Source organism: Microvirga sp. VF16, assembly GCF_016864375.1.
In the GTDB taxonomy this organism is placed as follows: Bacteria; Pseudomonadota; Alphaproteobacteria; order Rhizobiales; family Beijerinckiaceae; genus Microvirga.
The window spans coordinates 1,845,402-1,864,475 of the sequence record NZ_CP069354.1; the positions used below are offsets into that span (position 1 = coordinate 1,845,402).

At 63.8% G+C, this 19,074-nt stretch carries 16 protein-coding genes; 11 read left to right on the forward strand and 5 right to left on the reverse strand.

Features of this window, described 5'->3' with window-relative positions; all coding sequences use genetic code 11:
* Positions 1 to 132 precede the first annotated feature (132 nt).
* Complete coding sequence (locus JO965_RS08705) at positions 133 to 981, forward strand: MoxR family ATPase (protein WP_203443281.1); 849 nt, start codon at positions 133 to 135, stop codon at positions 979 to 981.
* Positions 981 to 1,505 (forward strand): histidine phosphatase family protein, encoded by a 525-nt coding sequence (locus tag JO965_RS08710; protein ID WP_203443282.1) that lies wholly within the window; start codon positions 981 to 983, stop codon positions 1,503 to 1,505. The genes JO965_RS08705 and JO965_RS08710 overlap by 1 nt, the downstream gene beginning before the upstream one ends.
* Here JO965_RS08710 and JO965_RS08715 read toward each other — a convergent pair.
* Positions 1,502 to 2,017: a GNAT family N-acetyltransferase gene (locus tag JO965_RS08715; protein ID WP_203443283.1), complete on the reverse strand. Its 516-nt coding sequence runs from the start codon at positions 2,015 to 2,017 to the stop codon at positions 1,502 to 1,504. The two genes, JO965_RS08710 and JO965_RS08715, sit on opposite strands and share 4 nt — an antisense overlap.
* A gap of 184 nt (positions 2,018 to 2,201) precedes the next feature.
* On the opposite strand from JO965_RS08715, the gene JO965_RS08720 reads away from it, so the two are divergent.
* The 4 genes from JO965_RS08720 (at position 2,202) to dksA (ending at position 6,342) form a co-directional block, all read left to right on the forward strand.
* Entirely contained in the window at positions 2,202 to 3,272 is a 1,071-nt protein-coding gene (locus tag JO965_RS08720) for a hypothetical protein (RefSeq protein ID WP_203443284.1), read from the forward strand.
* A gap of 69 nt (positions 3,273 to 3,341) precedes the next feature.
* The gene (locus tag JO965_RS08725; protein ID WP_203443285.1) at positions 3,342 to 4,787 is read left to right on the forward strand and encodes a YcjX family protein; all 1,446 of its coding nucleotides are present in this window, start codon (positions 3,342 to 3,344) and stop codon (positions 4,785 to 4,787) included.
* Positions 4,784 to 5,770: a YcjF family protein gene (locus JO965_RS08730; protein WP_203443286.1), complete on the forward strand. Its 987-nt coding sequence runs from the start codon at positions 4,784 to 4,786 to the stop codon at positions 5,768 to 5,770. Before JO965_RS08725 ends, JO965_RS08730 begins: the two co-directional genes overlap by 4 nt.
* Positions 5,771 to 5,922: 152 nt before the next feature.
* On the forward strand, positions 5,923 to 6,342 hold the full coding sequence (dksA, locus tag JO965_RS08735; RefSeq protein ID WP_009489488.1) for an RNA polymerase-binding protein DksA: 420 nt from the start codon (positions 5,923 to 5,925) through the stop codon (positions 6,340 to 6,342).
* Between the two features lie 121 nt (positions 6,343 to 6,463).
* Here dksA and JO965_RS08740 read toward each other — a convergent pair whose 3' ends face one another.
* Positions 6,464 to 7,720 carry a hypothetical protein gene (locus JO965_RS08740; RefSeq protein ID WP_246776784.1) on the reverse strand — a complete coding sequence of 419 codons (1,257 nt, stop codon included), beginning with the start codon at positions 7,718 to 7,720 and terminating at the stop codon, positions 6,464 to 6,466.
* Positions 7,721 to 8,109: 389 nt separating this feature from the next.
* Here JO965_RS08740 and cckA point away from each other — a divergent pair, with 389 nt between their 5' ends.
* From cckA to alaS, 3 genes are all read left to right on the forward strand, one after another.
* Entirely contained in the window at positions 8,110 to 10,641 is a 2,532-nt protein-coding gene (gene cckA, locus JO965_RS08745) for a cell cycle histidine kinase CckA (RefSeq protein WP_203443287.1), read from the forward strand.
* Between the two features lie 171 nt (positions 10,642 to 10,812).
* On the forward strand, positions 10,813 to 11,907 hold the full coding sequence (gene recA / locus JO965_RS08750) for a recombinase RecA (protein WP_203443288.1): 1,095 nt from the start codon (positions 10,813 to 10,815) through the stop codon (positions 11,905 to 11,907).
* Between the two features lie 414 nt (positions 11,908 to 12,321).
* Positions 12,322 to 14,973 carry an alanine--tRNA ligase gene (alaS, locus tag JO965_RS08755; RefSeq protein WP_203443289.1) on the forward strand — a complete coding sequence of 884 codons (2,652 nt, stop codon included), beginning with the start codon at positions 12,322 to 12,324 and terminating at the stop codon, positions 14,971 to 14,973.
* A gap of 219 nt (positions 14,974 to 15,192) precedes the next feature.
* On the opposite strand, the gene JO965_RS08760 is transcribed toward alaS, so the two are convergent.
* Positions 15,193 to 15,657 (reverse strand): GFA family protein, encoded by a 465-nt coding sequence (locus tag JO965_RS08760; protein WP_203443290.1) that lies wholly within the window; start codon positions 15,655 to 15,657, stop codon positions 15,193 to 15,195.
* A gap of 109 nt (positions 15,658 to 15,766) precedes the next feature.
* Between JO965_RS08760 and JO965_RS08765 the strand changes: the two genes are divergently transcribed.
* Positions 15,767 to 16,732: a diacylglycerol kinase family protein gene (locus JO965_RS08765; RefSeq protein WP_203443291.1), complete on the forward strand. Its 966-nt coding sequence runs from the start codon at positions 15,767 to 15,769 to the stop codon at positions 16,730 to 16,732.
* Positions 16,733 to 16,800: 68 nt separating this feature from the next.
* On the opposite strand, the gene JO965_RS08770 is transcribed toward JO965_RS08765, so the two are convergent.
* A complete protein-coding gene (locus JO965_RS08770) occupies positions 16,801 to 18,015 on the reverse strand; it encodes an NADP-dependent isocitrate dehydrogenase (RefSeq protein WP_203441441.1) in 1,215 nt (404 codons plus the stop codon).
* A gap of 124 nt (positions 18,016 to 18,139) precedes the next feature.
* On the reverse strand, positions 18,140 to 18,523 hold the full coding sequence (locus JO965_RS49285) for a phospholipase A2 family protein (protein WP_371826850.1): 384 nt from the start codon (positions 18,521 to 18,523) through the stop codon (positions 18,140 to 18,142).
* A 236-nt stretch (positions 18,524 to 18,759) separates the two neighbouring features.
* On the opposite strand from JO965_RS49285, the gene JO965_RS08780 reads away from it, so the two are divergent.
* Positions 18,760 to 19,050, forward strand: coding sequence for a hypothetical protein (locus JO965_RS08780; protein ID WP_203443293.1), 291 nt, complete (start codon positions 18,760 to 18,762; stop codon positions 19,048 to 19,050).
* Positions 19,051 to 19,074 lie beyond the last annotated feature (24 nt).

The window sequence follows — 19,074 nt, forward strand, 5'->3', positions numbered from 1 at the left end:
GCTTACCTTATGAAGGCGATTGCCGAAAGGCGGGGACAGGTTTTCTTGCCGGGCGCATCGCTTCATGGGAAAACCGGGTCCACTTTTCCCCGCGATGCGCTAGGGTCTGGATGAATTCGAGGAATGGTGAGAATGGCGCGTTTTGCCGGAACTGAATCGTATGTGGCGACCGAGGACCTGACGGTAGCGGTCAATGCCGCCATCACTCTGGAGCGCCCGCTCCTGGTGAAGGGCGAGCCCGGTACGGGCAAGTCGGTTCTGGCGGAAGAGATCGCCAAGAGCCTGAATGCCCCGCTCCTGACCTGGCACATCAAGTCGACCACCAAGGCCCAGCAGGGACTCTACGAATATGACGCTGTCTCGCGCCTGCGCGACAGCCAGCTTGGCGATCCCCGGGTCTCGGACATCCGCAACTACATCAAACACGGCAAGCTATGGGAGGCCTTTGCGTCCGAGACCCGGCCCGTGCTGCTGATCGACGAGATCGACAAGGCCGATATCGAGTTTCCCAACGACCTCCTGCTCGAACTCGACCGCATGGAGTTCTTCGTCTACGAAACGGCCGAGACGATCAAGGCCAAGCAGCGCCCCATCGTCATCATCACCTCCAACAACGAGAAGGAGCTGCCGGACGCGTTCCTGCGCCGCTGCTTCTTCCACTACATCAAGTTCCCGGATGCCGAGACCATGGCCCGGATCGTCGAGGTGCATTATCCCGGCATCAAGCATCGTCTGGTCGAGGAAGCCCTGAAAATCTTCTTCGAAGTGCGGGACGTGCCGGGCTTGCGCAAGAAGCCCTCTACCTCGGAACTGCTCGACTGGCTCAAGCTCCTGCTCTCCGAGGATATCGGCCCAGAGCGACTGCGCGAGCGCGACACCCGCAAGCTCATTCCGCCGCTCCATGGGGCGCTGTTGAAGAACGAGCAGGATGTGAGCCTCTTCGAGAAGCTGGCCTTCATCGCCAGGAGGGAAGGTCGCTGATGCTCCGTCTCATTCTCCTCCGTCATGCCAAGTCCGCCTGGCCATCCGGGACCCTCGATCTCGACCGGCCTCTTGCCAAACGGGGGCAGGAGGCTTCCCTCGTGATGGGGAATTACCTGAAGAGTGAGCGGCTCGAGCCCGATCTCGTCGTCGTCTCGCCAGCCCGGCGGACGCAGGAGACCTGGGAACGGGTCCAGCCTTTCCTTGGCGAAATCGAGGCGCGCCGGGACGGGCGGATCTACGAAGCTCCTGTCGGCAGGCTCATGCAGGTTCTGCGCGAGGTGGAACCTGGGATCCGCACCCTTCTGATGATCGGTCACAATCCGGGCTTCGAGGAACTCGCGAAACTTCTCATCGGCGAGGGCGATATGGATGGGATCTTGCGGCTCGGCCAGAAATACCCGACCGCCGGTCTCGCCGTGATCGACTTCGCGTTGGGCGATTGGTCCGATATCGCGCACAAATCCGGAAGACTCGAGCGCTTCGAGACGCCGAAATCGCTGGGGAACGGCGAGGACGACTAGGCGCCCGGAAGATCCAGGTACAACAATTCCTCATCATAGAACTGATCGCCCACCCGGATCGCCTTGCGCTCGATGCCGTAAGGCTCGAAGCCGAGGCCGTGATAAGTGCGCCGGGCGCTCTCGTTCGTGATGCCGACAGCCGCTTCGAGCATGATCACATGCCGGGCGGCGTGACCGATCACACGCTGGACCAGGGCCTTCCCGACGCGCTGCTTCCGCCATTCCGGCCGTACGAAGACACCCCACATCAAGCCCTTGTGCCGAGCCTTCACCCGCTCATAGACGGCGAAGCCCGCCATGCCGACGAGAGCTTCATCTGCGAAGGCGCCGAAGATCGTATTCGGGCCGGAGGATGAGATGCGGGCCTTGATCGTCTCGAGCGGGAGCGGCGCCTCTTCCTCATAGCTGGAACCGAAGGCTTCCGGGCTGCCATGCAGCGCCTCCAGCCTCAGATCTTGATAAGCCTGCGCGTCAGTCGGGTGCAGAGGTCGAATTGAAAGAGGGGCGGCCATGGCTTCCTGCGGTGTGATGGCGTGTAAGCGATTCGTGGCCGTCCATTGAACGGTTCGAGCAACAGACTTCAAATCCTGTAAGAGAGCCAGGCATCAGGCGTTGAGTCTGAACCGATCAGCCCTACCATCGTTCTGCCTGAAACCTTCTCGATAGTTTCCGGCCAAAGCGGGGCTGATCCCTATCATGATGCCTCAGACGTTTCTCGCGCTCGCTCTTGCGGCCCGTGCACTTCTCCCCGGTGACACCCGCGTCGCGGACAACAACCTCCCGCAGCCGGAACAGGAAGCACGGACCCTCGCCGTGCAGTACCAGCCCGACACCCGCGAGGTCAGCAACTGGCGCCGGGAGGCCATGGATGCGCTCGAGCCGAAGCCGGTCGTGGTGCTGGCGGCATTGCTGAAGGCCGAGCGCCCCTTCGTGACTCGCTGCGTGAAGCTCAATAACTACTGGTGTATCAAGAGCGCCCGCTGGAACGGTGAACTGGCTACCGACAACGAGGGCCATGTGGGCTTCGCCTCCGCCGATCACGGAGCGGATGCGGCAGCCATCCTGCTGCGGCGCTATTATCTGGAATTCAACCGCAAATCCGCCCTCGACATCGTCCGCCGCTGGGCGCCGGCCGAATGCAATGTCGCGACAGGAATCGGTGGTATTGCGGTGCTGGCGGTGAGGGGCATCGGCGGCACCGTGCGGGCGCAATATCTCGCTTCCCGCAGGAAGAAGGGCGGGGCGGTTCGCTATACGGCCAAAGCCAGCGCAGGCGGCAAGCCCGGTCGGGTCTCCATGGTGATCCCGATGAAGCCGAAGACGCCGCAATATCGCGTGCCCAGCATCGCCGAGGGCATGGGGGAGAAGCCGAAGCCCGTAAAGCCATCCCGGCCGCTGGTCGTCGCTCGCAGCAAATCGATGAGTGCCGCCTCGGCGACGCCTAAGCTTGCCCCGAAGGTGCAAGTCGCTGCGGCCTGTCCCTCCGAGGAGCAGCGCCACCGCAATTATGCGAGCCGGATGGTCGAAGGTTTGGGATTAAGTCCGAGCGACGACCTCAAGCTTTTTGCCCAGGATGGCGCGCCGCAGCCGAACCTGACCCATGTGATGCTAGCGATGTCGGCCTTCGAGCTGGGGGCTCTGCGAGCCAGCCCCGATCTGGTGGAGCAAGCCATCGAGCGGGCCGCCGCAAGATTGAAGGACGGCGTGAAGGCTGAAGAGAGGAAGGCGGACCTGTCTCAGGTGCCGGCGCAGAGCATAGAGCGTTGAAGCTGCCTTGCACGTTAGGACTTCAAGCCCCACCTTCAAGCTTGGCTTGAGAGCATTAGGTTCATCTTCGTGTCCGTCATCACCGATCTTGCCTCCCGCGCCGGGTCCGCTGCGCAATCGCTTTGGGAGGTCTCCGGCCAGCTGATCCAGCCCTCCCTCCGCCTCGGCGTCACGGGGCTTGCCCGCTCCGGCAAGACCGTCTTCACCACGGCTCTCGTGCATCATCTCACGCGCGGCACGAACCTGCCTGCCTTCCGCGCCTCCGCCGAGGGGCGGATCCGGCGTGCCCATCTGGCGCATCAGCCCGACGATGCGGTGCCACGCTTTCCCTATGAGGAACACATGGCGGCGCTCACCGAGAGCCGCCGCTGGCCGCAATCCACCAACAGGATCAGCGAGTTGCGGGTGGATGTTGAATATGAGCGCAAATCCGGCTGGCGCACGGGGCCGGCCTCGCTCGCCCTCGACATCGTCGATTATCCCGGCGAATGGCTGCTCGACCTCGCGCTTCTCGATGCGGGATATGCGGAATGGTCCCGCCAGACCATCGAGGCGAGCCGCAAACGCGACCGGGTCGGGGCTGCGGGGCCCTGGCATGAGACCCTGAAAACCCTCGATGCTGCCGCTTCCGACGAGATGCTCGCGTTGAGAGCAAGCGAAGCCTTCAAGGATTATCTCACCGCCCTGCGTGCAGGCTCCGAGGCCGTTGCCACCACACCGCCCGGGCGCTTCCTCATGCCGGGCGATCTCGCGGGCTCGCCAGCGCTGACCTTCGCGCCTCTCGATCTTCCGCGTGGACAGCCCATCGCTCCGGGGAGCTTCGCGGCGCTCATGGAACGCCGGTTCGAAGCCTATAAGACCCATGTGGTTCGACCGTTCTTCCGTGATCATTTTCAGCGCATTGACCGCCAGATCGTCCTCGTTGACGTGCTGGCCGCCATCGATGCCGGGCCGGTGGCGCTTGCCGAATTGGAGGAGGCGCTCGATCAGGTGCTCATGGCCTTCCGGATCGGCCGCAACACGCTTCTGTCCCGCCTGTTCTCGCCCCGCGCCGACCGGGTCCTGTTTGCGGCGACCAAGGCCGATCATATCCACCACACCGATCACGACCGGCTGGACGCGATCCTGCGCCTCCTCGTGAATCGCGCCTCGCGCCGGACCGAGGCGGCCGGGGCCAGGGTCGGGACGGTGGCGCTCGCCTCCGTGCGCGCCACCCGCGAGACGACCATCCGCGAGGGCCGCGAAACCCTGCGCGCGGTCGCGGGCGTTCCCGAGGCCGGTGAGCGGGTCGGGGACGAGATCTTCGACGGCGAGACGGAGGCTGCGATCTTCCCGGGCGAGTTGCCGGAGACGCCGGAGGCCGTGTTCCAGGGTGCCATTCCGCCAGGCTCCTTCCGGTTCCCGCGCTTCCGTCCGCCGAAACTGCCGGTCGACGCAGCGGGCCGCATGGCCAAGATGCCCCATATCCGCCTCGACCGGGCCCTTGAATTCCTGCTGGGGGATCGCTTCGCATGAGCCGCCAACCTCGCGCCTATCGACTCGACGATCCGAACGTCACGGCCGGCGCCGTGCAGGTGACGGAGGAGCCCTTCGATGCCGTCGAGGCCGCTGACGGCGTTATGGTACCCATGGGCGAGAAGCGCCGCGCGCCCTGGCTCGCCATCCTTCTCTCCGCGCTGTCGGGCCTGCTTCTGCTGGGGCTCGGGCTCGCGGTCGAGAACCTGATCGTCGATCTCTATGCCATCGCGCCCTGGCTCGGCTGGGTGGCGTTGGCGCTCGCCGTCCTCGCCGTCCTGGCTTTTCTCGCCATCGTCGGGCGGGAAGCAGCAGGGATCTGGCGTGAGCAGAAGATCGAGCACCTGCGCGAGGCGGCCGTCGATGCACTTGCGGTGAAGGACCACAAGGCCGCCAAGGGTATCGTGTCCGATCTCCTCAGCCTTTACGGAGGCCGGGCCTCGGCGGCTCAAGGGAGCGCACGTCTGCGCGGGCTGACCGACGAGATCATCGATGCGGACGACCGTCTCGCCATTGCAGAGCGTGAGCTTCTCGCCCCGCTCGATATCCAGGCCAAGCGGGCGATCGCCGGTGCGGCGAAGCAGGTTTCCCTCGTTACGGCAGTGAGTCCGCGGGCCATCGTCGACGTGGCCTTCGTGATCTTCGTGGCGGTACGGCTCCTGCGAACGCTCTCGCGAATCTATGGCGGACGGCCCGGCCTGTTCGGATTCCTGCGACTGGCGAAGGCTGCCTTCAACCATCTCGCAGTGACGGGAGGCGTGGCTGTAGGCGACAGCCTCATGCAGCAGGTTCTGGGATTGGGTCTCGCGGCGCGAATCTCGGCCAAGCTCGGAGAGGGAGTCCTGAATGGGCTCATGACCGCCCGCTTCGGCCTCGCGGCCCTCTCGGTCTGCCGGCCGCTCCCCTTTATCCGCGAGGAGATGCCGAAGATCGGCGACGTGGCCGGTGAGCTGATCAGCCGAGCCGAAGCAGCGGCCTCTTAAGAGGTGCGGCAAATCGTTCTTAGCCGGCTTTTCCAGAGCTCATAAGAGGTGCCCTGGCCACTTAGACAAATCGATGACGCTTAATCTCGTTGTCGCCGACCCTGCTTGCCTATATAGGGGCGCCACGGTTCATCGGGGAAGAACGGCTGAACATGACAGATATCGTGATTGATGAGGGTTATCGTCCGACAGAAGACGAGCCCTTCATGAATGAACGGCAACGGGAGTATTTCAGGCGCAAACTGATCCGGTGGAAGCACGACATCCTCAAAGAGGCTCAGGAAACTCTCGCCACCTTGCAGAGCGAGAACGAGAATCATCCTGACCTTGCGGATCGCGCTTCCTCGGAAACGGATCGCGCCATTGAGCTTCGCGCCAGGGATCGCCAGCGCAAGCTCATTGCCAAGATCGATGCCGCGCTCGCGCGGATCGAGGACGGCAGCTACGGCTACTGCGAGGAGACCGGCGATCCGATCTCCCTCAAGCGCCTGGAGGCTCGCCCCATCGCAACGCTTTCTCTCGAGGCGCAGGAGCGCCACGAGAGAAACGAGCGGGTCTATCGGGACGACTGAGATCCTCCGCCACTAAATTAAAAGGGCTCCGCTTGCGGAGCCCTTTTTGTTTTCACTTTGACGTGTCCTAGCGCATCGTGCGGAAAAGTGGATCCACTTTTCCGCACGATGCTCTAGGGCCTCAGCCTTTCTTGGTCGGATCGAGCGGGCGCCCGAGAAGGCGGGCGAATTCCGCCTCGATATCCTCGACGGAGAACGGGTCTGTCGGCTTCTGGGCTGCCGCAGGCGCTTCCTTGGCCTGGGGCGGCAGAGGCGCCGTCACCGGCGGGGGAGGCGGCACCGGGCGGAGCGGCTCCGGAGCCGGGGCAGGCTTGACCGGAGGAGTAACTTCCGGCTCCTCAGCGAGATCCTCCTCGTCCTGCCGTTCGTCATGAGCAGCGACATGGTCCGCATCGGTTGAAGTCGGCTCGGGGAGCTCTTCCTCATCCCTAATGTCCTCAGGCTCTATCGGTGCCGCGACCGGTACCGGAGCGACAGGGGAGACCGGAGGAGGCACGGGGCTTGCGGGACGCTTCAGCGCCTCTTCGAGCTGTTTGGCCATATTCGACAGCAGGCCCGCATCGGGGGCCGAGCGCTGAGGCGGGGTCGGCTGTTCTACCGGGGCCGGCTCAGGCTCCCGGACCGGTTCCGGCCGCGCCGGAGGGGCAGGCGGAACCGGTGTGGCACGGGATTGGAACGGCGGCGGCGAAAAGGTCGGACGCGGCTCCGAGCGATCCACAGCCGGTGCGGGCGCGGACGGAGTGCTCTGGGGAGCATTCTGGAAAGAGGATGTCCGTGCCTCGGCGCGCAGGCCCTGGATGGCGGGAGCGGCCGAGATCGCAACGGCGTCAGGCTTGAGCACGGGCTCCGGGTGAGCCGGGATCGGGGCGCTCACCGTGGCGACCGGGGAGAGCTCCTCGTCGATATCGGACTCTTCCGAGGGGCGCCGTACGAAGGCGCCGAGCTGAGCCGCGAGCTGGCTCTCGATGGATGGGCGGCCGTTGGCTTCGACCTGTGGAGCACGGGGAGGCTGATCCAGGGTCGGCTCGAAGCGTTCGACACCCGTATCGTTGGACGGGGCGGGAATGCGGGCGCCGGCAACGCGAACGATGTTGGTCTCGATCACCACATCGTTGGGACCGCCGATGAGCAGAAGGTGCTCGACGTTGTCGCGACGGAGAAGAAGAAGCTGCCGTTGCCGGTCGAGATCATAGACGTCGACGATGCCAAGGCGCGGTTGACGGCTGCTGCGACCGCGATCGCTGCCCGGCATCATGAGGCGGGCGCCTGTCAGCTTGCGGAAGACTACACCGAAGAGCACGAGCAGGATCAGAATGATCGCGAATGCAATCGCAAATTGGACTGCCCGAGACGCTTCGAGACCGAAAAGAGATGACACGATGTACTCTCAAGTGTTGGCAGGCCTATGCAGGCCAGTTCTGTGGTGGTTGTACCACATTGACCGTCAAAGCCAGCGGCAAGGTTAACAGATGGTTAACAGGGGCTGGCTTCCGAGAGCGGGCATGTGGGTGAGGAAAGGTCCTCAACGATGGGACCAAGATGGGTCTGTTCATCCCTTCATCAAGGAAAATAGGGATTTCGTATGGCGAAATCGTCCCGCAAGGGCGTTCCTTGGGCTGTTCGGCCCTTGCATCCGCTCGCGGCTCCGCCTTAGAGGTCGATCAACAATTAGCGTGTAAGATGAACGACAAAGATCGAGCGGCTGGCTGCAACGTTGCATCCGGTGCCGTAAGGCACACCCGCCTCCGTTGAGGATGTTGACATTCCATGGCTTACGAGGGCGACACGCCAAAAGGCTCGGCCATCGACCGTTCTGACCGTCACGGCCATATCGGGTGGGTCCTGCTTCTGGCCAGCATTCTGGTCGGCGCCACTTTAAGCCTGCGTTTCCTCGGCATAGAGCAGGCTCAGCCTCTGATTCTCGGGCTTCTCGCCTTCTTCGCCATGGCCGGCGTTTTCTTCCTCTTCGCCATGGCCATCGGTGTCGTGCGGTTTTCAGGGCAAACAGCGCGCAACGATATCACCAAGCTCATGGCCGACACATCGACCGATGGCCTTGTGGTGGTCGAGGATGACGGGCGTATTACTTACGCCAATGAGGCTTATCTCTCCTTCGCCGGATTGCAGGGCGGGGAGGTGCGTCCCGTCGAGCGCCTGTTCATGGGCGCGCCCGAAGTTTCCGAGGCGATCTATAGGCTGGCCCAGGCCGCGCGAGAGCATCGCACAGGCGCGGAGGAAATCCGCCTGTCGCCCTCGTTGAACGGTGCGCAGGAATTCGGCTGGTATCGCGTGCGCGTGCGTCCGGTGCCGCGCCCCAACGGACGGCAGGCGGCGCTCTGGGTCATCTGCGAGGTGACGCATGAGCGCGAGCGCCAGGAGAACGTGTTCCAGGAGCTCCAGCATGCCATCGACTATCTCGATCACGCCCCGGCGGGCTTCCTGTCGGTCGATCCCGAAGGCTCGATCATCTATCTCAACGCGACCCTCGCCTCATGGCTGGATTACGATCTTGCCCAGGTCGGCTCCGGTGGGCTGAACATTACCGACATTGTGCCGCGCGACGTCGTCGCGATGATGACGTCGTTCTCCGGCGAGCCGGGCAGCGTGCGTACGGAGACCTTCGATCTCGACCTGCGCCGCCGCAACGGTCAGTTCCTTCCCGTGCGCCTCTATCACCGCATCGCCTTCGGACAGGACGGCCGGATGGGCGCCTCCCGGACACTCGTTCTCAATCGCTCGGCCGGCGGGGAGGTCGATGAAGGACAGCGCGCCGCCGAAGTGCGCTTCGCTCGCTTCTTCAACAACACGCCTATCGCCATCGCGACGGTCGATCAGGCGGGCCGGATCGTCCACGCCAATGCACCCTTCTCCAAACTGTTCGGCACGTTGGCGCGTCCGGGCGAGAGCGGCGGCAACGGCACGTCCATTCTCCACACGTTCCGTGAGCGCGGTCCCATTGAGGCCGCCCTCAAGGCGGCGGCGGAGAACAAGGGGGACATTCCGCCCCTGGAGCTTCAGACCGCGGGAGAAAATGGCGGTTCCGTCCGGGTCTGGGTGACGCCGGTCGGGGATACGGGCGCGGAAGGCGAGACGGCAATCCTCTACGCCCTCGACACCACCGATTTCCGTAAAGTGGAGGAGCAGCTCGCCCAATCGCAGAAGATGAATGCGGTGGGTCAGCTCGCCGGCGGCGTGGCGCACGATTTCAACAACGTGCTGCAGGCGATCATCGGCTACAGCGATCTGCTGCTTGCCAACCACCGGCCGACCGATCCGTCCTTCCAGGACATCATGCAGATCAAGCAGAACGCGAACCGGGCCGCGAGCCTGGTGCGGCAGCTGCTCGCCTTCTCGCGCCGCCAGACCCTGCGGCCGGAGGTGTTGAATCTCAATGACCGGCTCTACGATCTCTCCATGCTGCTGAAGCGCCTGCTCGGCGAGCGCGTGGAACTGGATCTCAGCCACGGCCGCGATCTGTGGTTCGTGAAGGCGGACGTGAACCAGTTCGAGCAGGTGGTGGTGAACCTCGCGGTCAATGCGCGCGATGCCATGCCCAACGGCGGCAAGCTCGCAATCCGCACGGCGAACATTTCCACGACTGAGGCCGCACGGCTCAATGTGAGTGCGATGCCGCCGGCCGATTATGTGGTTGTCGAGGTGTCCGATACGGGCTCGGGCATGACGCCGGAGGTTCTGGAAAAGATCTTCGAGCCCTTCTTCACCACCAAGGAAGTCGGCAAGGGCACGGGCCTCGGGCTCTCTACCGTCTTCGGCATCGTCAAGCAGTCGGGCGGCTATATTGACGTGAACTCGAAGCCCGACGAGGGCACGACCTTCAGCATCTACCTGCCGCGCCACATTCCGGACGTTCAGGAAGCTCCCGAAGAAACGAAGGCCGACGCGCCGAAGAAGCCAGCCGCCGACATGACGGGGCAGGGCACCATCCTCCTCGTGGAGGACGAGGATCCGGTTCGTGCCGTCAATGCCCGAGCACTCTCCGCCCGCGGCTACACGGTGCTGGAGGCGGCCTCCGGCATCGAGGCGCTGGAGATCATCCAGGAACGTGGCGCGCCCGTCGATCTCGTGGTCTCCGACGTGGTCATGCCGGAGATGGACGGACCGACCCTGCTTGGCGAATTGCGCAAGCTCTATCCCGACCTGAAGGTGATTTTCGTCTCCGGCTATGCCGAGGAAGCCTTCCGCAAGAACCTGCCGGAAGGGGAGGAGTTCAACTTCCTGCCCAAGCCCTTCAGCCTGCGCCAGTTGGTCGAGATCGTGAAGCAGGTGATGGGGCGATAAGCTCCTGAATTAACTCAGTTTTAACCCTGCGGCATCGTGCCCTGCGAGAGGGCTGTGAATTTTTCCATGAGAACAAAAAAAGAACTTGCGAGAGAGAACAAAGTAAGTACATATATTTCCTCAACACCGCGTTGAGATTCAACTCCCCTCCGTGCCATAAGGATGTCGGTCATGTCACAGTCCTCTCTGAGACTGGTGGAAAGCTCATCAATGGATAAAGATAAATCGAAAGCTCTCGACGCGGCGCTCTCCCAGATCGAGCGTGCCTTCGGCAAAGGCTCGATCATGCGGCTCGGCAAAGGCCAGCAGCCCGTGGAAATCGAGACCGTTTCGACGGGTTCCCTCGGCCTCGACATCGCGCTCGGCGTCGGTGGTCTGCCCCGCGGCCGCATCATCGAGATCTACGGGCCGGAATCTTCGGGCAAGACGACGCTCGCCCTGCACACCATCGCCGAAGCCCAGAAGAAGGGGGGCGTCTGCGCCTTCGTGGACGCGGAGCACGCGCTCGATCCGGTCTATGCCCGCAAGCTCGGTGTGAACCTGGACGACCTCCTGATCTCGCAGCCCGATACGGGCGAGCAGGCCCTTGAGATCGCCGATACGCTGGTGCGCTCCGGCGCGGTCGACGTGCTGGTCATCGACTCGGTCGCGGCGCTCACTCCGAAGGCTGAACTCGACGGCGAGATGGGCGAGGTCCAGCCGGGCCTTCAGGCCCGCCTGATGAGCCAGGCCCTGCGCAAGCTCACCGGTTCGATCTCGCGCTCGAACACGATGGTGATCTTCATCAACCAGATCCGCATGAAGATCGGCGTCATGTATGGCTCGCCGGAGACGACGACGGGCGGCAATGCGCTCAAGTTCTATGCCTCCGTGCGCCTCGACATCCGCCGCGTTTCGACCCTGAAGGATCGCGACGATCCGATCGGCAATCAGGTACGCGTGAAGGTCGTCAAGAACAAGGTCGCTCCGCCCTTCAAGCAGGTCGAGTTCGACATCATGTTCGGCGAGGGCGTGTCCAAGGTGGGCGAGCTCATCGATCTGGGCGTCAAGGCCGGCATCGTCGACAAGTCCGGCGCCTGGTTCTCCTATGACAGCCAGCGCCTTGGCCAGGGCCGCGAGAACGCCAAGCAATTCCTGCGCGACAACCCCGAGATCGCCGGCAAGATCGAGGCCCTCATCCGCCAGAATGCCGGCTTGCTCGCCGATCGCATCCTGGAGCAGGCGACCCCGACCGCCGACGACCTCGATGAGGGAACCGCGGATTAAGTTTGCTCTCCTTCAAGGGCAAAGAGAGGCCGTCGCGAGAGATCGCGGCGGTCTTTTCGTTTGTTCTCCTGACCAAACGTCATCCCGGACGAAGCGCAGCGGAGATCCGGGATCGTGCAAACCGGCTTGGCACTGTCATCCCGGGGCCGCGCAGCGGAGCCCGGGATCCATAACCACGACCTTCAACCAGTTCGGCGCCGTCAGCGGTTATGGATCCCCGCCTGCGCGGGGATGACGAGGTTGAAGTCCAAGCGCCACACTCGTCTTGCGATCCCGGATCGCCTGTCGGCGTCCGGGATGACGCAAGGGATTAGACGACGCGCCGCCTCGACAGGGCGGGCGCGGGCGGCTAAAACCGGCCACCACCAAGACCTTTCGGGCCTGAAAAGCCCCTATCCCTGAGTTTGAAAACCCATGAGCGGCGTCAACGAAATCCGGTCGGCCTTCCTCGATTACTTTGCCAAGAACGGCCATGAGGTCGTGGCCTCGAGCCCCCTCGTGCCGCGCAACGACCCGACCCTGATGTTCACGAATGCCGGCATGGTGCAGTTCAAGAACGTCTTCACCGGTGTCGAGAAGCGCCCCTACAGCACGGCCACGACGTCGCAGAAATGCGTGCGCGCCGGCGGCAAGCACAACGATCTCGACAATGTGGGCTACACGGCGCGTCACCACACGTTCTTCGAGATGCTTGGCAACTTCTCGTTCGGCGATTATTTCAAGGAGCGCGCCATCGAGCTCGCCTGGAACCTGATCACCAAGGAGTTCGATCTGCCGAAGGACAAGCTCCTCGTCACCGTCTACCACACGGACGACGAAGCGGCGGACCTGTGGAAGAAGATCGCCGGTTTCTCGGATTCCAAGATCATCCGCATCCCGACCTCGGACAATTTCTGGCAGATGGGCGATACCGGCCCCTGCGGCCCGTGCTCGGAGATCTTCATTGACCAGGGCGAGAGCCTCTGGGGCGGCCCTCCCGGTAGCCCGGAAGAGGACGGCGACCGGTTCCTGGAGTTCTGGAACCTCGTCTTCATGCAATACGAGCAGATCGAGCCCGGCAACCGCATCGGCCTGCCCAAGCCCTCCATCGATACCGGCATGGGCTTGGAGCGCGTCTCCGCGATCCTGCAGGGCGTGCATTCGAACTACGACACGGACCTGTTCCGCACCCTGATCGAGGCCGTGGCGCACGCCACCGGCGTGGCACCAGAGGGTGAGCGCAAGGCCTCCCACCGGGTGATCGCCGATCACCTGCGCACCTCCTGCTTCCTCGTCGCCGATGGCGTGCTGCCGTCGAACGAGGGCCGCGGCTACGTGCTTCGCCGCATCATGCGCCGCGCCATGCGCCATGCGCAGCTTCTGGGCGCCAAGGATCCGCTCATGTACCGCCTCGTACCGGCCTTGGTGCGCGAGATGGGACAGGCCTATCCAGAGCTCATCCGCGCCGAGGCGCTGATCACCGAGACTCTGAAGCTGGAAGAGACCCGCTTCCGCAAGACCCTGGAGCGCGGCCTCATCATCCTCGACGAGGAAACCCGTGAGCTCACGAAGGGGCAGAACCTCTCCGGCGACACGGCCTTCACCCTCTACGACACCTATGGCTTCCCGCTCGACCTGACGCAGGACGCGCTGAAGCCCCGCGGCATCGGCGTCGACACGGATGCCTTCAACGCCGCCATGGAGCGCCAGCGCGAGAAGGCGCGCGCGGCCTGGTCCGGTTCGGGCGAGGCGGCGACCGAGACCGTCTGGTTCGGCGTCAAGGAGCGTACCGGCGCCACCGACTTCCTCGGCTATGACACCGAGACGGCCGAGGGCATCGTCCTGGCGCTTCTAAAGGACGGCCAGGAGGTGACCGAGCTCAAGGCTGGCGAGACCGGCCTCGTGGTCCTCAACCAGACGCCGTTCTACGGCGAATCCGGCGGTCAGGTCGGCGATACCGGCGTGATGCAGGGCGAGGGCGCGCGCGTGTTCGTGACCGGCACCGAGAAGAAGCTCGGCGACCTCTTCGTGCACCGCGTCACCGTGGAGCACGGCTCCCTGAAACTCAATCAGTCGCTGGAGCTGATCGTCGATCACGAGCGTCGCTTCGCCGTGCGCTCCAACCATTCGGCGACCCATCTCTTGCACGAGGCCCTGCGCCAGGTGCTCGGCGATCATGTGGCCCAGAAGGGATCGCTGGTGGCGCCAGATCGCCTGCGCTTTGACTTCAGCCATCCCAAGCCCATCGAGGATGCGGAACTGGCCAGGGTCGAGGAGATTGCCAACAAGGTGCTGCTCCAGAACGAGCCGGTCGTCACCAAGCTCATGGCAGTGGACGAGGCCATTGAATCCGGCGCCCGCGCGCTCTTCGGTGAGAAATATGGCGACGAGGTCCGCGTGGTCTCCATGGGCAAGGGCGAGACCAACAAGGCTTTCTCCATTGAGCTTTGCGGCGGCACCCATGTGAACCGCACCGGCGATATCGGCGTCGTCACCATCGTCGGCGAGAGCGCGGTCGCCGCAGGCGTGCGCCGTCTCGAAGCCATGACAGGCGATGCCGCACGCCGTCACCTCGCCGAGGAAAGCCGCCGCTTACGTGAAGTCGCGGGTCTTTTGAAGACTCCGGTGGACGAAGTCTCCGCGCGCCTCACGGCCCTGCTGGAAGAGCGCCGCAAGCTGGAGCGCGATCTGGCCGAGGCCCGCCGCAAGCTCGCCATGGGCGGCGGTAGTGCGGGCGGGGACGATCCGGTCAAGGACATTGCCGGCATCAAGCTTATGGCGCGTGCGGTCACCGGCGTCGAGATGAAGGACCTCAAGAGCCTCGCCGACGAGGGCAAGAAGCGCCTTGGCTCCGGCGTCGTCGCCATCGTCGGCGTTGGGGAAGACGGCAAGGCCGGCATCGTCGTCGGCGTGACCGAGGACCTGACCGCGAAGGTCGATGCGGTTGCGCTCGTGCGCGTCGGGTCGGAAAAGCTCGGCGGCAAGGGCGGCGGCGGACGCCGCGACATGGCCCAGGCCGGCGGCCCCGACGGTGCCCAGGCGGAAGCCGCACTCGCTGCCATCGAGGCGGCGCTGGCGGCTGCTTGAGAGTTGGCGTCATCCCGGACGGAGCAAGCCGATCCGGGATCGTCGGCAGAATAGGCGTCAGACACTCAACACTGTCATCCCCGCGCAGGCGGGGATCCATAACCACGACATTCAGAGGAATTGCACAGCGGTATCCGCTTCGCTTTCCTTGCATCGTCAGCGGTTATGGATCCCGGGCTCCGCTACGCGGCCCCGGGATGACGGTTGGAGAGCAGCGCCTCAATCGTGATCCGGGTGCTGGCGCGACGCCATCTTCTCCAACTCCGCCGGCGTCGCGTAATCGTCCGTCCGCTGGCCGGGCAGGGTGTGCAGCATCTCGAAGGCGGGAAGCTTGCTCTCGAGGCCATACTGGATCTCCGGCGTGACCCGGCCCGGCTCGTCGAGGCTACCGATCGAGACACTGATGCGGTCGTTCTCCAGATAGGAATAGGTGAGCGGCGTCCCGCAATCGCGGCAGAAGCCGCGCTCCGCGGCCTCCGAACTCCTGAAAACGCCGAGCTCACCCTTCGTCCAGACCAGATCCTTGCGTGGCACGCCGGTGAGCGGCGCGAAATAATTGCCGAAGGCCTTCTGGCACATGCGGCAATGGCAGATGCTGGCATGGGTCGGCTCGGACATCAGTGCATAGCGGACCGCACCGCATTGGCAGCCCCCGGTCATGACTGACTTCGTGGCATTGGTCATGGTATTTTCCCCTGTCTCGATCGATCAGCTAGATCCGAAGGCTCCGGTGTCAACTTGGCTGGGCGAATCGACCATCCGGGCCCTGATGGCTTAAGGAAATGATTCACTATTGCGCCGGTTCCTCAACCTTTCCGAAAGTGCCGTTGTGACCCGGCCCGATGAATCCGTTGCGCCTTCGGAAAGCCACCTCTCCCCGGCTCGCCGACTGCTCGTGATTCATAACCCGACCGCCGGCCGCGGCGAGCGCCGGCGGCTGGCGGCCATCCTGGCCGCATTTCGGAAGGAGGCGGTGCATGTCGAGCTGCAGGCGACGGCGAGCGCCGGCGATGCCGAGCGGGTCGCGCGGGATTGCAGGTCCGACATCGACGTTCTGGTGGTGGCCGGAGGCGACGGCACGATCAACGAGGCGACCAACGGCCTGATGGCGTGGGAGGGAGCGTCGGTGCTGGCGCTTGGGATCATCCCCATCGGCACCACGAATGTGTTGGCGCGAGACCTGCGCATTCCGAGACAGGCCGATGCGCTGGCGCGCCTTCTCGCCCATGGACGCACACGGGAGATTCATGTGGGCTGCGCGAATGGGCGATATTTCTCGCTCATGTGCGGGGTCGGCATGGATGCGCATATCGTCAACCGCACCAGTCTTCGCCTGAAGAAAAGGATCGGCAAGCTGGCTTATGTCCTGCAGGGCCTGCGCGAGCTCGTGGCCGGGGTGCCGCGCCGCTATCGGGTCGAGATCGATGGATCGGAGGTGGTGGAGGCAGCCTCCGTCATCGTGGCGAAGAGCCGGTTCTATGGCGGCGAATTCCAGCTCGCTCCTCAGGCGGATATCGGCAAGCCCGAATTCCAGGTCTGCCTTTTCCTGCGTGGCGGGCGGCTGAGTACGCTCCTCTACATTATCGGCATGGGCATAGGTCATCTCGACCGTATGCCGGGCTATCGGACGGTTGCGGCCAAAGCGGTTCGCATCTCTGGTCATGACGGTGATCCGGCGCAACTGGACGGGGATTGCCGAGGCAACCTCCCGCTCGAGATCGGCTTGGGCGAGCGACCGTTATCCGTGATCGTGCCCTGACGTGCCGCAAAAGAAAACGGCCGGGCGAAACCCGGCCGTCAACGTCGTCAAATCTGGCGGGGCAAGCCTTAAGCGGCCATGGCCTTTTTGAGGTTTTCGTCGATCTTGTCGAGGAAGCCGGTGGTCGAGAGCCACTTCTGCTCGGCGCCGACCAGGAGCGCCAGGTCCTTGGTCATGAAGCCGGCCTCGACCGTGTCGACGCAGACCTTCTCCAGCGTCGCGGCAAAGCGGGCGAGCTCGGCGTTGTCGTCGAGCTTGGCCCGATGGCTCAGGCCGCGGGTCCAGGCGAAGATCGAGGCGATCGAGTTGGTCGAGGTCTCCTTGCCCTTCTGGTGCTCGCGGTAATGGCGCGTCACCGTGCCGTGCGCCGCTTCCGCCTCGACCGTCCGGCCGTCCGGCGTCATCAGCACCGAGGTCATCAGGCCGAGTGAGCCGAAGCCCTGCGCCACCGTGTCGGACTGCACGTCGCCGTCATAGTTCTTGCACGCCCAGACATAGCCGCCCGACCACTTCAGCGCCGAGGCCACCATGTCGTCGATCAGGCGGTGCTCATACGTGATGCCCACCGCATCGAACTTCGCCTTGAACTCGTTCTGGTAGACCTCCTCGAAGATGTCCTTGAAGCGGCCGTCATAGGCCTTCAGGATGGTGTTCTTCGTGGAGAGGTAGACGGGGTACTTGCGGTTCAGGCCGTAGTTCATCGAGGCGCGGGCAAAATCCCGGATCGACTCGTCGAGGTTGTACATCGCCATGGCGACGCCGGCCTCGGGGAACTTGAACACCTCCTTCTCGATCACCGTGCCGTCCTCGCCCTCGAACTTGATCGACAGCCGGCCCTTGCCCGGCACCTTGAAGTCGGTCGCCTTGTACTGGTCGCCGAAGGCGTGGCGGCCGACGATGATCGGCTGGGTCCAGCCGGGCACCAGGCGCGGCACGTTCTTGCAGATGATCGGCTCGCGGAAGATCACGCCGCCGAGGATGTTGCGGATGGTGCCGTTGGGCGACTTCCACATCTCCTTGAGCTTGAACTCCTCGACGCGGCCCTCGTCCGGGGTGATGGTGGCGCATTTGACGCCGACGCCGTACTTCCTGATCGCCTCGGCCGCCTCGACCGTGACCTTGTCGTTGGTGGCGTCGCGGTGCTCGACGCCGAGGTCGTAGTATTTCAGGTCGATGTCGAGATACGGGTGGATCAGCTTGTCTTTGATGAAGTGCCAGATAATGCGGGTCATCTCGTCGCCGTCGAGCTCGACGACCGGATTCGCGACCTTGATCTTCGCCATGATCTCACCTTGCGCTTTAGGGCTTGAAACACTCCTGCCTGCGGCAGGATGGTTGCGGGGGCTATAGCGCGGTTAAGTCCGGGGGGGAAGGTGGGGGCAGGGCAGGAATTCAGCGCTTTCCCACCTATCGCGGAATTTTTGCAGTCTCTGTGCACAAAGCTGCGCTGAAGAGCGAGTTGACAGTTGCCGCTTTGCTTCGAACTGCCTCCGGAACCTCGGGGCTTTTCACGAGGGTAGCGGTCGTCTCGAGGATGGCCTTGTCGCAGAGACAGGCACCGCGGCCATGCCGTTCATAGCAAAGATCGTGGGCCCGGCAGGCCCTATCCAAGGCGTCGATGGGAGACGCCCGATCTGCATCGCCTGCGCCGCACCAGTTTCCGTGGAACAAGGGAGGCGCCTGATTGGACGAGGTGCTCGGCGACGGCGCCGCAAGGGCATGGCCCAGGAGCCATGGAATCAGACAAAGACTTGTCGCAAGGCAGCGCAACAGAGGCACTCGGGAATCCATGAAGCCGAAAAAGACGTGACGCTATGACGTAAGACTGCAGGAATTAAGAGACATCCATGGGTCTGAGTTCCCTTTAGGGGAAAACTCACCACGCCACGTGCGCTTCCGCACGGAAAGCCAAGCTTATCCGTAGTTCAGATCCTCTCATTCCGGCGGCTTCCTCAGAGGCATCAGATCCGACAATTCGGATCAAGGGCGCCACCGGAGGAACTTTGTTGAACAAAAGGGGAGCTGACATGCGTCTTGCTATCATTCTCGGAGCGGCGGCCTTGGTTCTGGCAGGCTGCCAGACGGCCGAGCAATCCATGGCCAATGCCGATTCCGTCTGCATGGAATCGGGCCTGAAGCCCGGCACGAAGACCTACGAGCGTTGCCGGAACGCCAACTACCGCAACAACGTCGCCCAGTCGAATGCGGCCGCCAGCCAGGTGGCCGTCGGCACGGCGGTCGGCGTTGTCGGCGGCGCGGCCATCGGCGCGGCCGCGGCCCGTCCGGGCTATTACTGCGGCTGGGGCGGCTGCTGGTAAGCAGGCGTCCGAAGCAGCGGTTCA